General features: G+C 66.8%; 12 protein-coding genes. 7 read left to right on the plus strand and 5 right to left on the minus strand.

Annotated features, from left to right (window positions below):
- Positions 1 to 8 precede the first annotated feature (8 nt).
- Both ABE485_RS03725 and ABE485_RS03730 read right to left on the minus strand, forming a co-directional pair.
- Positions 9 to 977 (minus strand): Bug family tripartite tricarboxylate transporter substrate binding protein, encoded by a 969-nt coding sequence (locus ABE485_RS03725; RefSeq protein WP_346513550.1) that lies wholly within the window; start codon positions 975 to 977, stop codon positions 9 to 11.
- 42 nt (positions 978 to 1,019) lie between these two features.
- Positions 1,020 to 2,351, minus strand: coding sequence for an arylsulfatase (locus tag ABE485_RS03730; protein ID WP_346513552.1), 1,332 nt, complete (start codon positions 2,349 to 2,351; stop codon positions 1,020 to 1,022).
- Between the two features lie 100 nt (positions 2,352 to 2,451).
- On the opposite strand from ABE485_RS03730, the gene ABE485_RS03735 reads away from it, so the two are divergent.
- The 6 genes from ABE485_RS03735 (at position 2,452) to ABE485_RS03760 (ending at position 10,425) form a co-directional block, all read left to right on the plus strand.
- Positions 2,452 to 3,351, plus strand: coding sequence for a LysR family transcriptional regulator (locus ABE485_RS03735; protein ID WP_346513554.1), 900 nt, complete (start codon positions 2,452 to 2,454; stop codon positions 3,349 to 3,351).
- 250 nt (positions 3,352 to 3,601) lie between these two features.
- Complete coding sequence (locus ABE485_RS03740; RefSeq protein WP_346513556.1) at positions 3,602 to 4,543, plus strand: ABC transporter permease; 942 nt, start codon at positions 3,602 to 3,604, stop codon at positions 4,541 to 4,543.
- Positions 4,543 to 5,376, plus strand: a complete 834-nt coding sequence (locus ABE485_RS03745; protein ID WP_346513558.1) for an ABC transporter permease — start codon at positions 4,543 to 4,545, stop codon at positions 5,374 to 5,376. The genes ABE485_RS03740 and ABE485_RS03745 overlap by 1 nt, the downstream gene beginning before the upstream one ends.
- Before the next feature lie 3 nt (positions 5,377 to 5,379).
- A complete protein-coding gene (locus ABE485_RS03750) occupies positions 5,380 to 7,230 on the plus strand; it encodes a dipeptide ABC transporter ATP-binding protein (protein ID WP_346513560.1) in 1,851 nt (616 codons plus the stop codon).
- 46 nt (positions 7,231 to 7,276) lie between these two features.
- Complete coding sequence (locus ABE485_RS03755; RefSeq protein ID WP_346513562.1) at positions 7,277 to 8,869, plus strand: ABC transporter substrate-binding protein; 1,593 nt, start codon at positions 7,277 to 7,279, stop codon at positions 8,867 to 8,869.
- Between the two features lie 11 nt (positions 8,870 to 8,880).
- Entirely contained in the window at positions 8,881 to 10,425 is a 1,545-nt protein-coding gene (locus tag ABE485_RS03760; RefSeq protein ID WP_346513564.1) for a M81 family metallopeptidase, read from the plus strand.
- A 65-nt stretch (positions 10,426 to 10,490) separates the two neighbouring features.
- Here ABE485_RS03760 and ABE485_RS03765 read toward each other — a convergent pair whose 3' ends face one another.
- Positions 10,491 to 11,426, minus strand: coding sequence for a LysR family transcriptional regulator (locus ABE485_RS03765; RefSeq protein ID WP_346513566.1), 936 nt, complete (start codon positions 11,424 to 11,426; stop codon positions 10,491 to 10,493).
- Positions 11,427 to 11,511: 85 nt separating this feature from the next.
- Positions 11,512 to 12,798, minus strand: coding sequence for a hypothetical protein (locus ABE485_RS03770; protein WP_346513568.1), 1,287 nt, complete (start codon positions 12,796 to 12,798; stop codon positions 11,512 to 11,514).
- A gap of 193 nt (positions 12,799 to 12,991) precedes the next feature.
- Between ABE485_RS03770 and ABE485_RS03775 the strand changes: the two genes are divergently transcribed.
- Positions 12,992 to 13,444, plus strand: a complete 453-nt coding sequence (locus tag ABE485_RS03775; RefSeq protein WP_346513570.1) for an RcnB family protein — start codon at positions 12,992 to 12,994, stop codon at positions 13,442 to 13,444.
- A 54-nt stretch (positions 13,445 to 13,498) separates the two neighbouring features.
- On the opposite strand, the gene ABE485_RS03780 is transcribed toward ABE485_RS03775, so the two are convergent.
- On the minus strand, positions 13,499 to 13,936 hold the full coding sequence (locus ABE485_RS03780; RefSeq protein ID WP_346513572.1) for a hypothetical protein: 438 nt from the start codon (positions 13,934 to 13,936) through the stop codon (positions 13,499 to 13,501).
- Positions 13,937 to 14,153: the final 217 nt, after the last annotated feature.

A 14,153-nucleotide genomic window follows, 5' to 3' on the forward strand; every position in this document is an offset into this window, starting at 1 on the left:
CACGCGGCTCAGTTCACCAGCTTCACCGCGCCGCTGTCGATCAGTTCTTTCCATTTGGCGTTGTCGGCCTGGATGAACTTCAGCAGGTCTTCCCGCGATCCGCCGCCGGCCAGCATGCCGGCGTTGTCGACCGCGGCCTTGAACTCCGGCGTCGCGACGGCGGCACGCAGCGCGGCATTGATGGGTTCAAGCTGCTCGCCGGTGATTGCGTTGCTGGCCGCCACGGAAAACCACTGGGTGGCGGCGTAGCCTTTGAAGCCCGATTCTTCCACGGTGGGCACGTCCGGCAGGCTGTCCAGGCGATAGGGCGTCGTCACCGCGTAGGCCTTCAAGGCGCCGGCCTTGATCTGCGGCATGACCGGCGCGGAACCCAGGATGGCCAGCGGGATCTGGCCGCCGGCCACGTCCGCCACCGCCTGCCCGCCGCCCTTGTACGGCACATGCACGATGCGGGTGCCGGCGTACTGGTTCAGCAATTCGCCGGCCAGGTTCTGCGACGTGCCGTTGCCGGAGCTGCCGTAGCTCCAGGCCTCGGGCCGGCGCTTCGCGTCGGCCAGCACGTCCTGCAGGCTGTCCCTGGCGTCGCGGGCGGGGCCGACGATCACCATGGGGCCTTGCGCCATCAGCATCACGGGCGCCAGTTCACGGCCGATTTCGGGCTGGGGCGTCGGATAGATCAGCGGACCCGGCACCGTCAGGAGATACCCGTCGGCGGCCTTGCTGCGCGCCACCAGCTGCAGCGCGATCGCGCCGGATGCGCCGGGGCGGTTTTCGACGATGACATTCAGCCCGGTCTTGCGCGCCAGTTCCTGGGCGGCGATGCGGGTCAGCACGTCCGCGGTGCCGCCCGGCACGAAGCCCACCACCCAGGTGATCTGCCGGGCCGGCCACTGCGGCTTGTCGTCGGCCGCGCTGGCCGACCCGGCGGGCAGCGCGGCGCAGAGCAGCATTGCGCAGCATTGGATAGCGAATTTCATGTTTTCCCCTTGATTATTGCTATCGGATGAACCGCCTCGGCCTCAGCTGGGATCCCGCTTGCCGGGCGGCGTGTTCGGGTGCGCGGCGCAGGACTGGTTGAACGCCTGCACCATTTTCAGGATGGGGCCGAGCACCCACGTGTTGAAGATGAGGATGTCGCTTTCTTCCTTGGGATCCTGCTTCAGGTTGAACAGGTAGGGCGATTCCAGCTTGCCCTTGCCTTCGTTGACTTCGGGTTCCCAGTAGAAGTGCAGCTTCCAGTCGCGCCATTTGACTGCCCGCAGATCGTTCTTGATATAGAACAGGAAGCCTTCGCGCAGGGACTTCGCGCTGGCCCCCGTGAAGAAATCCGTCTGGTCGATGCCGTCGATGGGCCGGTCGCTGGGGATGTCCGCGCCGCCGATGCGGGACAGCGTGGTGTACAGGTCGGTGACGTGGACCATCTCGTTGGACACCTGGCCGGGCTGCACGCGGCCGGGCCAGCGGATGATGAAGGGCACGCGCAGGCTGCCTTCCATGGCGGTGTGGTACGTGCCGCTCCAGGGCCCGGCGGTGCCCCGGTAGGGCTTGCGGTATTCCGGGCCGTTGTCGCTGCAGAAGATGAATACGGTGTCGTCGCGCAGGTTCAGGTCATCCACGGCCTGCACGATCTGGCCGACGCGGTGGTCCATTTCGACCATGGAATCCGCGAAATCGCCCGCGCCGGTGCGGCCGGCGAAGTCGGGGTGCGGCAGGGTGGGAAAGTGCAGGTGCACCAGGGGCAGATACAGGAAAAAAGGGCGCGCGGCCTCGGCGTGCGTGCGCATGAAGCCGATGGACTTGTCCACCAGTTCGGCGTCGATGCCGCGGCGCGTGTCCAGGTCGTAGACTTTGACGTTCTCCGACGGGCCGCCGGCCTGCCCCTGCATGATGTGCGGGATGTCCGCCACCGTGGGATCGAAGCCGATCGACGCCGTGAACTGGCTTTCGTCGGTGGTGCGGGGAATGCCGTACCACTCGTCGAAGCCGCGGTCGGACGGATAGCGGCCCGGCACGTCGCCCAGATGCCATTTGCCGTAGTGCGCGGTGGCGTAGCCCTGGCCCGACAACTGTTGCGCCAGTGTGATTTCGTCGCGCGTGAGGCCTTGCGGCAAGCCGGGCGGCACGGATTGCAGACAGCCGGTCCGGATCGGATGACGGCCGCTCATCAGCGCCGAGCGCGTGGGCACGCAGTCGCTTTCCACGTTGAAGTTCTGCAGCAGCAGGCCTTCCGTGGCAAGCCGGTCGATATGCGGCGTGGGCGCGCCGCGCAGGGCCCCGCCGCCGTAGCAGCCAAGCTCGCCCCATCCCAGGTTGTCGGCCACGATCAATACGATATTCGGCTTTTTTTCCACTGTGCTGCGCCTCTCGGGATGCTCGGGTTGATCCCAGGATTCTAGGAGGCGGCGGCGGTCGTAATATTCCTAATGGTGAAGATGTAGATAAATAAAAGTTATGAATCTGTCGTTGCGGGACATCGAGTATTTCCTGGCCGCCGTCGAGCACGGCAATCTGGACCGCGCCGCCGTGCACTGCGGCGTCAGCCAGCCGGCGCTGTCCAAGTCGCTGCAGCGGTTGGAGGCCGACACGGGGCTGGCGCTGCTGGATCGCAGCGGTCGCGGCCTGCGCCTGACCTCGGCGGGGATGGTGTTTCTGGAACACGCGAAGAAGCTCTGGGCGGAGTATCGGGATGCGGTCAGGCACGCGATGGAGCTACGGGTCGGGGAAGCGGGGCTGCTGCGTGTCGGCGCAACGGGAGCCACCGTGGACAGCATCGTGATGCCCGCGCTGGGGCTGCTCTTGCCTCGCCGGCCGGCGCTGCGCATTCAACTGTCGCAGGGGCTGTCGGATGACCTGAACGAGCAGGTCGCCGGCGGCAAGCTGGACCTGGCCGTCACGCCGATCTACGCCGACGTGCCGGCGGCCTTGCACCAGGAACCTATCCTCGAAGACAGGCTGTGTGTGGCCGCCAGCCGCAACCATGCGCTGGCCGCCCGCCGCAAACTGTCGCTGCGCGACCTGCAAGGCCAGCGCTGGATCCTGCCCAAGCCCACGGCCATCGCCCGCAAGGCGCTGGATGCGTGCTACGCCGAGGCGGGCCTGAGCCTGCCGGCCGCCGCGCTGGAAGTCGAACATTTCTCGAAGGGCACACTGGATCTCCTGGCCCATTCCGACCTGCTGGCGATCGTTCCGCAGAGCGCGCTGGGCGCTGACCAGGAGATCGCGGTGTTGCCGCTTGCGCTGGGCAAGCCGCTGCAGCGCCGTATCGCGCTGATTTCACGCCATGCCACGATCTGGTCGCCGTTGATGACGGAGTTCCGCAGCGCCGTCCTGGATTGCGCCAGGCAGGCCTGAGTTTTCCGTCTGTTTCTTGCTAGGGGAATTCCCTAGCCACCGATCCTGACCGTTGAACGCATATCCAATGCCGGCGAGGCTTTCGGAGACGATTCTAATTAAGGCAACGGTTTTGTAAAAATATTGATATGGTTGGAAACCTCCCCGCTATCTAGAATTCGCCGCAAATCGGCTTGCGCTGTCACGCAGGACGATTTTTCGGAATCACGGCCAGGCACCGCACCGGGTCGGAAATAGACAAGGGGAATCAATGCTCTCGTACACATTGCGACGGCTGCTCATGACGCTGCCCGTCATGTTGTTTGTCGCGCTGTTCGTATTCGGCCTGCTGGACCTCGCGCCGGGTGATCCGGCAGCGCTGCTGGCCGGCGAGGACGCCACGCCGCAGGACATTGCGCGAATCCGCGCGACGCTGGGGCTGGACCAGCCCTTTCTGCACCGCTTCGGAGAATGGGGCTGGAATGTGCTGCACGGTGATCTGGGCACGTCGCTCTTCACCGGCTTGCCGGTCAGCCACATGATCAGCCAGCGGCTGGTGCCGACGTTCTCGCTGATGCTGATGACGCTGATAGTCTCGGTCGCCGTGGCCATCCCCATCGGCGCGCTGGCGGCGTGGAAGCACAACCGCGTGCAGGACCGCGGCATCATGGTCCTGGCGGTGTTCAGCTTTTCCGTGCCCTCGTTCGCGGTGGGCTATCTGCTGGCCTGGGTCTTCGGCCTGCAACTGCGCTGGTTCCCGGTGCAGGGCTATGTGCCGCTGTCCACGGGCTTCTGGGCATCCGTGCACACGCTGGTGCTGCCGGCCCTGGCGCTCGGCAGCGTCTACGTCGCGCTGATCACCCGCATCACGCGGGCGACCTTGCTTGAAACCCTGAGCCAGGACTACGTGCGCACCGCCCGCGCCAAGGGGGTGGGCAATCGCGGCCTGCTGTTCCGCCATGCGCTCAAGAACGCGGCGGTGCCCATCATCACCGTCATCGGCAGCGGCGTGGCCCTGCTGATCAGCGGCACGGTCGTGACGGAAACCGTGTTCTCCATTCCCGGCCTGGGACGCCTCGTGGTCGACGCCATCCTGCGGCGCGACTACCCGGTCATCCAGGGGGTGATCCTGCTGTTCAGCTTCATGTACGTGCTGGTCAACCTTCTGGTCGATCTGCTTTACCGCGCCTTTGACCCGAGGATCAAGTACTGATGAATACCTTTATCGGCTTTCTCAAGCGGCATCCGACCACGGCGGTCGGCGGCGCGCTGCTCCTGATGCTGTTCCTGGTGGCGCTTTGTGCGCCCTGGCTGGGAACGGTGGACCCCACGGCGCTGTCCCCCATCCATCGCACGCGCTCGCCCAATGCGCAGTTCTGGTTCGGCACGGACCTGCTGGGACGGGATGTGTATTCGCGGGTGATCTACGGCGCGCGGGTGTCGCTGATCGTGGGCTTCACCGTGGCGGCGCTGTCCACCGTGATCGGCGTGCTGATCGGCCTGGCGGCGGGCTTCGTGCGCTGGGTGGATGCGGTGGTGATGCGGATCATGGACGGCTTCATGTCGATCCCGACGATCCTGCTGGCCATTGCGCTGATCGCGCTGACCCGCGCGTCGCTGCAGAACGTGATCATCGCGATCACCATTGCGGAGGTGCCGCGCGTGGTGCGCCTGGTGCGCGGCCTGGTGCTGACGCTGCGCGAACAACCCTATGTGGAGGCGGCTGTCGCCGCGGGCGCCAGCCGCCTGCGCATCGTACTGCGGCATATCTTCCCGAACACGCTGGCGGCGCTGATGGTGCAGGCCACGTATATCTGCGGCGTGGCGATCCTGGCCGAGGCCAGCCTGTCGTTCATCGGCGCGGGCGTTCCGCCGTCGGTGCCGTCGTGGGGCAACATCATGGCCGAAGGGCGCGCGCTCTGGCAGATCAAGCCGCACCTGATCGCCTTCCCGGCGGTGTTCCTGTCCATCACGATCCTGGCGATCAACATGCTGGGCGATGGGTTGCGCGACGCGGTGGATCCGCGCATGGCCAAGAGGATCTGAACGATGAACACGACAACGACACAGAACCGGCGCGTGCTGGAAATCGAAGACCTGTCGATTGCCTTCGGCCGCGGCGACAGCACCTTCCGTGCGGTCAAGTCGCTGAGCCTGCATGTGGATCGCGGCGAGACGCTCGCGATCGTGGGCGAGTCCGGCTCGGGAAAATCCGTGACGTCGCTGGCGGTCATGCGGCTGGTGGAATTCGGAGGCGGCCGTATCGAAAGCGGGCGCATGACCTTTCATCGGGCGCCCGGACAATCGGTGGACCTGGTCGCGGCGTCCGAGGACAGCATGCGCGCCATGCGCGGCAATGACCTGGGCATGATCTTCCAGGAGCCCATGACTTCGCTGAACCCGGTGTTCACGGTGGGCTCGCAGATCATCGAAGCCATCCGGCTGCATCAGCCCGGCGACGCGAAGTCGGCCGCGGCCGCCGCCCGCCGGATCCTGGACCAGGTGCGCATCCCGGATGCCGCCGCCATCATGGGGCGCTACCCGCATGAGCTGTCGGGCGGCATGCGCCAGCGCGTGATGATCGCGATGGCGCTGTCCTGCAAGCCGGCGCTGCTGATCGCCGACGAACCCACCACCGCGCTGGACGTGACGATCCAGGCGCAGATCCTGCAATTGATCCGCGAACTGCAGCGCGAGATGGACATGGGCGTGATCTTCATTACGCACGACATGGGCGTGGTGGCGGAAGTGGCGGACCGGGTCATGGTCATGCGCAAGGGCGACGTCGTCGAGAACAACGATGTGCTGGGCCTGTTCAAGGCGCCGAGGCACCCGTACACCCAGGCGTTGATGTCGGCGGTGCCCCGATTGGGCGCGATGCGGGGCACTGCGCTGCCAGCGCGCTTTCCGCTGCTGTCCGACGAAGATGCGGGGCATCCCGCGAAACCGCCCGCCCTGGCGGCCAAGGACGAGGTGGTGCTGAGCGTGCGGGGCCTGGTGACCCGTTTTGACGTACGCGGCGGTGTGTTCGCCCGCGTCAAGAAACGGGTGCACGCGGTGGAGCAGGTCAGCTTCGACCTGCACGCAGGCGAGACGCTGTCGCTGGTGGGCGAGTCAGGCTGCGGCAAGACCTCGACCGGGCGTTCGCTGCTGCGGCTGGCCAGGACGTCGCGGGGCACCATCGAGTTCCAGGGCAAACCCGTGCGCCAGGACGACCCCGCGTCGCTGCTGGCGCTGCGCCGGAACATGCAGTTCGTCTTCCAGGATCCCTTCGCTTCCTTGAATCCGCGCATGCGGGTGGGGGAGTGCGTCAAGGAGCCGATGCTGATCCACAACCTCCACACCGGCGCGCAAGCGGACCGGCGCGCGGCCGAGCTGTTCGAGAGGGTGGGCCTGGACGCGTCGATGATGCGGCGCTGGCCGCACGAGTTCTCCGGCGGCCAGCGCCAGCGCATATGCATCGCGCGGGCGCTGTCGGTGGACCCCAAGGTGCTGATCGCGGATGAATCCGTGTCCGCGCTGGACGTATCGATCCAGGCGCAGATCGTGAACCTGCTGATCGACCTGCAGCGCGACCTGGGCGTGAGCTACCTGTTCATCTCGCACGACATGGCGGTGGTGGAACGCATCAGCCACCGGGTCGCGGTGATGTACCTGGGCCAGATTGTCGAGATCGGCCCGCGCCAGGCGATTTTCGAGAACCCCCAGCATGCCTACACCAGGAAGCTGATGCAGGCGGTGCCCATCGCGGATCCCGCCTCGCGCCGGGGCGCAAAGCTGGAACTGAGCGAACTCCCCAGTCCGGCGCGGGCCGTGGGCGACGAACCGGTGGTGCCGCCGCTGGTGCAAGTGGGGGAGGGGCATTTCGTGGCGCGGCACCGCATCGGCGGCGCGTACTAGCGGCAACAGGACATCGTTTTTTTCCTTTTTATCCCGGAGATAGAAAATGGATCGTAGGAATTTTCTGCTGGCTTCTTCCGCTTCGGCGGCCGCCTGGGCCTTGCCCGGTCTGTCGTGGGCCGCGCCCGCGAAATCGTTGTTCCGCTGGGTACCCCAGGCGGACCTGACCTTGCTGGATCCCATGTTCACGACCGTGGCCATGACCCAGGTGCATGCCCAGTTGGTGTTCGACACGCTCTACGGGCTGGACGAGCAGTACCTGCCCAGCCCGCAGATGGCCGCCGGCCACACCAGCGAGAACGACGGGCTGCTGTGGAAGATCACGCTGCGCGACGGGTTGAAGTTCCATGACGGCGCGCCGGTACGCGCGCAGGACGTGGTGGCCAGCATCCAGCGCTGGGCCAAGAAGGACCTGATGGGCCGTTCCCTGATGCAGGCGACCGAGTCGCTGACCGCGCTGGACGACAAGACGATCCAGTTCCAGCTCAAGAAGCCGTTCCCGCTGATCCTTCACGCGCTGGGCCGCCAGTCCGGCAACATGGCCGGCATCATGCCGGAACGCCTGGCCAAGCTGCCGGAGACCGAGCAGGTCAAGGAAATGGTCGGCAGCGGCCCGTTCACGTTTGCCGCCAGCAAGTGGGTGTCCGGTTCGCGCGTGGTGTACGAGAAGTTCGCGGGCTATGCGCCGCGCAAGGACGACAGGAAGCCGGTGTTCACGGCCGGCCCCAAGCTTGCGCACGTGGACGAGGTGCATTGGCACATCATCCCTGACCGCGCCACGGCTATCGCGGCGCTGCAGGCCAACGAGGTCGATGGCGTCGAGATGGTGGACAGCGACTTCCTGCCCATCCTGAGCCAGGATCCCAACATCCAGCTGGTCAAGCGCAGTTTGCCGACCATCGGCGTGATGCGCTTTAACCATCTGCACGCGCCTTTCGACAATCCGGCGATCCGCCGCGCGGTGCTCAGCGCGGTGAACCAGACCGAATACATGACGGCGATGAACGGCGCCGATTTCCCGGAATACTGGAGCGACCGCTGCGGCGTGTTCGTGCCGGGCTCACCGATGGACAGCGACGCGGGCATGGAGAAGCTGACCGGCAAGCGCGATATCGACGCCGCGCGCGCCGCGATCAAGGCGGCCGGCTACAACGGCGAAACCGTGGTGCTGCTGGATCCGGTGGACTTCCCGACCTGGCACGCCGCCGCCCTCGTGACGGCGGACCTGTTCAAGCGCCTGGGTTTCAAGGTGGACCTGCAGACCATGGACTGGGGCACCGCCGTGCAGCGCCGAAACAACCAGGAAGCGCCCACGGCGGGCGGCTGGAGCGTGGCGTTCACGGGCAACACCGGCCCCAACAACCTGGACCCGGCGGGCCACCTGCCGCTGCGCGGCAACGGCAAGCAGGCCTGGTTCGGCTGGCCCACCAGCGAACGCCTGGAGCAGTTGCGCCTGGACTGGTTCAATGCGCCCGACCTGGAAGCGCAGAAGAAGATCTGCCGCGAGATCCAGCTGCAGGTGTTTGAGGACGTGCCCTACATTCCGCTGGGCGCGAGCTATCCGGTCAGCGCGCTGCGCCGCGACTGGAAGGATTTCCAGCCCCAGATGTCGCTGTTCTACACCTTGCACAAGGCCTGAGGGAGTTTCGTATGAGCAGCAAGGCTCCCAAGGTCGCCATTCTTGGTTTTCACCTGGAATCCAACGCGTTCTGCCCGCTGTCGGTCGAGGCGGATTTCCAGGCGCAATGCTGGGAAGAGGGCGAAGTCATCTCCGCGCTTGCAAGCGGTCCCAGCCGCCTGCCTAGCGAGGTGGCGGGCTTCTATGACCGCATGAACCAGCGCGGAAGCTGGACGCCGGCGCCGCTGATCGTGATTGCCGCGCCGCCGGGAGGCCCGGCCAGCGCCGGCGTCTGGACCACTTTCCTGGCCGAGGTGGAACAGCGCCTGCGCGCCGCCATGCCCGTGGACGCCGTCTACGTGGCGAACCATGGCGCCTCGTCCGCGGAAGGCGAGGACGATACGGAAGGCGTGCTGATGCGCAGGCTGCGCGCCATCGTCGGCCCGGACGTTCCGATCGTGGCCACGCACGACCTGCACTGCAACGTGTCGGCGCAAACGGTAGAGGCGCTGGATGGCCTGATCGCGTATCGAACCAACCCGCACGTGGACCAGCGCGAGCGGGCGGCGGAGGCCGCCGACATGATCCACGAAATTCTGGATGGCACGCGCATGGTCACGGCCTACGTGCGCCTGCCCCTGACGCCGCCTTCCGTGACGCTGTCGACCGCCAGCGGACCGTATGCCGACCTGGTGGCGCTGGGCGCATCGCTGACGCAGAAGGCCGGCGATGGGCCGATCGCCAACGTGGCCGTGTGCGCCGGATTCGTGTTTTCGGATCTGCCGAAATGCGGCGTGACCATCACGGTGACTGCGCGGGGCGATCTGCAGGCGGCTCGCCGCACGGCCATGCAGGTGGCGCGCGCGGGCTGGGCCGATCGGGAGCGCTACATCGCCAATACCGTCGCCGTGGAGCGCGCGGTGGAATTGGCCCGCGATGCCGCGCAGCCCTTGCTGTTCGCGGACGTGGCCGACAATCCGGGCGGCGGCGGACGGGGCAATACCACCTGGTTGCTGCGCGCGTTCGATCAGGCGCGCATCCCGGGCGTGGTGCTTGGTGTGTTCGTCGATCCCGCCCTGGCGGCCCGGGCCGGGGAAGTGGGTGTCGGGGCGGAGTTCGATGCGGTGTTCAATCAGGTCGAGAGCGAATATTCGCGCCGTTACACGGCACGCGCGCGCGTGCTGAAACTCACGGACGGCGAGGGCATGGGCCGACGCGGCATTCTGCGCGGCCGCAAGTTCTCGATGGGCGCGACCTGCCTGCTGGAGCTGGTGGATTCCGGCATGAAGGTGGTGGTGGGCAGTCTGCGTCGTCAACTGGCCGAGCCCGCGATGCTGGAGATGCATGGCATCGACATCGGGCAGGCGGGGCATGTGATCGTCAAGAGCCGCGGCCACTATCGGGCGGGCTTCGACGAGTTCTTCCCGAACGAGCGCATCCACGACGTCGACAGTCCAGGGCTGACCACGCCGAACCTGAAGCAGATCGACTTCAAGGGACTGCCCCGGCCCGTGTGCCCGCTGGATGACGGGGCGGCCTGGCTCGAACCCGAATGGGCCGCGGGCCTGGCGGCGTAGGAACGACGCGGGGTCCGTGCGCGGTGCGCGCGGCGAGCTGCGGGCGGCCAGCTGCAGCGTCGCGCCTAGCGGCCGATGTCCAGCCCCGCCGCCATCCAGGCGGGGTCGTAGGCGGCGTCGATGTGCGCGCCCAGCGATTCCACGAAGCGCGTGACGCTGGCGGGCAGCTGGCGGCCCGCCATCGTCTGGATATGCATATTGCGCTGGTGCAACTCGGTGTTGGTCATCGGAATCTTGATCAGTTCACCGCGTTCGGTGGAGGTCATGACCGTCAGGTCGCCGGAAAAACTGATCGCGCCCCAGCGCCGGCAACTTGTCTCGATCGCGCCCTGGTTGTTGCAGGTCATCGCCACGTTGAGTTCGATCTTCTCGTGCATGCAGCACAGGTCGATGATGAAGCGGATGGTGCTGCCCGGACCCATCAGCACCACGGGGTGATCGCCAATATCGCGCATCGACAGCGTCTTGCGGCCGGCCAGCGGATGGTCCGGCGCCATGACGGCAATGACCGGCATGCGGCGCGCATACTGCACATGCACCCCTTGGGGCGGCGACAGGTTGTAGCTCATGCCGATATCGTCTTCGCCTTCGCGCACGCGCCGGTTGATCTCCGAGGACTGCAGGATGTTCAGCTCGAAGCGCACCGACGGTTCGATCGCGCGGAATTCACCGATGACGCGCGGCAGCAGCTCGCGGCCGAAGGCCTGGTTGGCCGAAATGCGGATGAGCTTCTGGCCGATCTGGCTCAGGTCGCGGATTTCGGCGCGGGCGCGTTCGGCCTCCAGCGAAGCCCGGCGCGCGTAGGCCTTCAGCAGTTGGCCGGCTTCGGTCAGGACCATGCCGCGCGCGTGGCGGTCGAACAGCAGCGTCTGGTGTTCCTCTTCCAGCTTGCGAACCATTCGGCTTACCGCCGACGGCGCCACGTGCAGCTTCTGGGCAGCGACGGTCAGCGAGCCCGAGTCCACGACTTCCAGGAAATAGCGCAGGGCGGTGTTGAGCATGACGGCGGGTAGGGTTGCGGCGCGCTCCATACTAACGGAAAAGCACGCCCCTGCACCCTGGTGAAACACCGGCCTTGCAGTGGCCTCAGGTGCACTGCCAGAGCTGCCCGCTCACCCGGCAATCCTTGCACCAGAAGGTGTAGTTGCATCCGCCGCTGCCCCACAGCCATTCGTCACCCTCTTCTTGCGGCAGGCCGGAATCCAGCTGCATGGCAAAGTCCATGGCCTGGCCGCAATCGGGACACGCGGGATAGTCCGCCGATTGCACCCAGCTCGGGGCGCCTCCCACCCGGCTGAGATTCTGCCTGCCATTGGATTCGCCCCAGTCCTGCCAGCGCCAGCGCGCCGGCGCCGCGAACAGGTCGACGTCGGCTTCCAGCAAGGGGCTTGCGACCTGCTCGGGCGTCAATGGCGCGTCGCGCCGCTGGCTCGGGTGAGCGGCCGGCGCGCCGTCCTGGTCGTGCCGGTAGAACAGCGCGCCGTCGGCCTCCCATCCCTGGCATGACAGGCAGGTGGCGAATTCGACGCCGGTGTCGCTGGCGATGCCGGCCGCGGCGGCATCGGGCAGCGCCAGCAACCGGTGCAGGCGGGCGTGACACAGGCCGCAGACGGCCGTCAGCGTGCCGCCCATGCGCGCCCGCGTGGCGGGGGCCGCGCCTGCGTTCCAGGTGGGATGCGCGTTTTGTATTTCGCGCCGCCACGCCGGCTGCTGCGCCAGCATGTGCTTGCGTTGCGCGCGGCTGAAGCCGATATGCAGGGGCTGCTCGCCATGCAGCGCGCGCAGGCCGCCCGCGTGCGCCGCATAGCCGGCCTGCTTCAGCCACGCCGCGGCTTCGGGATCGGAGGCGTCGGGAAACAGGCGGCGCCAGGCCTCGTGCACCGTTCCGGGCCGGCGCGATCGCAGCAGTGCGACGGCGCGCGCGCGACCGGGGCTGCCTTCGGACAGGTCCGGGCCCAGCCGTTCCAGCCAGTCGTCCAGCGTCGCGCCGTCGAGGGCGCGCCACGCGTGGTCGGCAAGATACTCCGGGCCTCCATGGCCATTTTGCACGGCCGTCAGCAGCCGCTCCCATTCGGGGGCGAAGACGTCGGGATGCTGCAGGGCCGCCGAGTCCAGGATTGCGCAGGCGAGTTCGGAATCCGCACCCAGCCGCCAGACCTTGGCGACCGTGGCCGCATAGGCATCGTCGTCCATCAGGTCCAGCGCGGCGTCGATGAAGGTGGCGTTCTTCAGGGGCCGGTCCAGGGCCTGCAGGACCAGTTCCGCCAATGCTTCGGGCGCAGTGCGGCGCAACTGCAGCGTCTGCGCCATGGGGTCGTTGTTTTTCCAGCCCAGGCGCTCGCAGGCGTCCAGGATTTCAGCGGCGTTCATCATCGTCGGACCTGTTTTTTTCGAGCCGCAAGCATATCCGACGGCTGCGCAAGGGGACCGCCGGCGCGGATAGCTGTCACAGTGGATTTCGAAATCGGCTGAGCCTGACATGCTGTAACGCTTGGTCGTTATTGCAAGACATCGGCTGCCTAGAATTCATGGCGTCGGCATATGCCGCGGATAGAAAAGGTAAGACGTGAAAAAACAGCTCATCTCCACGCTTCTGGTTGCCGTGCTTGCGGCGAGCAGCGCCCTGGCGCAGGCTCAGCCCGATCGGGGAGGCCCCGGCGGTCCCGGTTCGTCCGGCCCTGCCGGCGGACCCGGCAATAGCCCCGGCAAGGGACCGGGCAACGGTCACAACGGGCCGCCTGGAAAGTCGCCGCAGGCCGGTCCCGGCCACAGCCAGCAGCGCGGGCCGGATCATGGCCGCGGCCAGCCCCCGGGCCGGCCCGATCCCGCGCCGGCGCGCTGGGGCAAGGGTGAACGCGTGCCGCAGCCGTATCGCGGTCCGCAATACGTGATCGACGATTGGCGCGGTTATCACTTGAAGCAGCCGCCGCGCGGCTATCAGTGGATCGGCGTGGGCGCGGACTACTTTCTGATCGGCGTGGCCACCGGCGTGGTGCTGGAATCGGTGTTCGGGCGCTGAACGGCGCATCGACGCGTTCGCGCCGCCGGGCGGGGGCGCCCCAGTGGGGCGTTCCTAGCGCCCGTGCTTCATCGACACGTCCATGTGGGTGCCGCGATCCAGGTCCGCGCCCAGCGGTTGCCCCCATTCGGGCAGGTTCAGCAGTTCCTTGCTGACCTCGCCCGCTTCGATGCGCCGCGCGATGTCGTCCAGCAACTGCGTGCGCGTGGCGAACCCCCTGCCTTGCAGGTCGCGGGCGAATAGCCGGTACTTCAGATTGGGTTCGGCGCCCTTCATGACGCCCAGGTCCAGAATGCGGCCTTGCTCGTTGCGCATCAGCAGATGGCCGGGGCGCGCGTAAATCCGGTAGATGCGCCACGGCGACGAGATCGCGGCGTTGCTGTGCCGCGCGTCATGCTCGAATTCGCCGCCGCGCGGCAGCGTGGGGGACGAAGGCAGCAGTTTGACGCAGGCGTTCGCAAATCTGGCGATAGACCTTCTGATTGCGCTCACGCGAAAGCCGCCATCAACGCGCGTGCTTTGCGAGGGATAGGCATGCCCGGACGGACCTGCGCGGTGGGCTTGCGTGCTTTGACCATTGCTGTACTCCGATATGGCGATACGGCGAGGCGACGCGCGTTCAAGCACCACGTCTCGAGGATACGCGCTTTATCCGGCGGGACGCCGCAAATGCGGGGATAGTTACGCATTCGTGCGGCGCAAGCCCGAA

The organism is Achromobacter spanius, assembly GCF_039673305.1.
Classification (GTDB): domain Bacteria; phylum Pseudomonadota; class Gammaproteobacteria; order Burkholderiales; family Burkholderiaceae_B; genus Achromobacter; species Achromobacter spanius_F.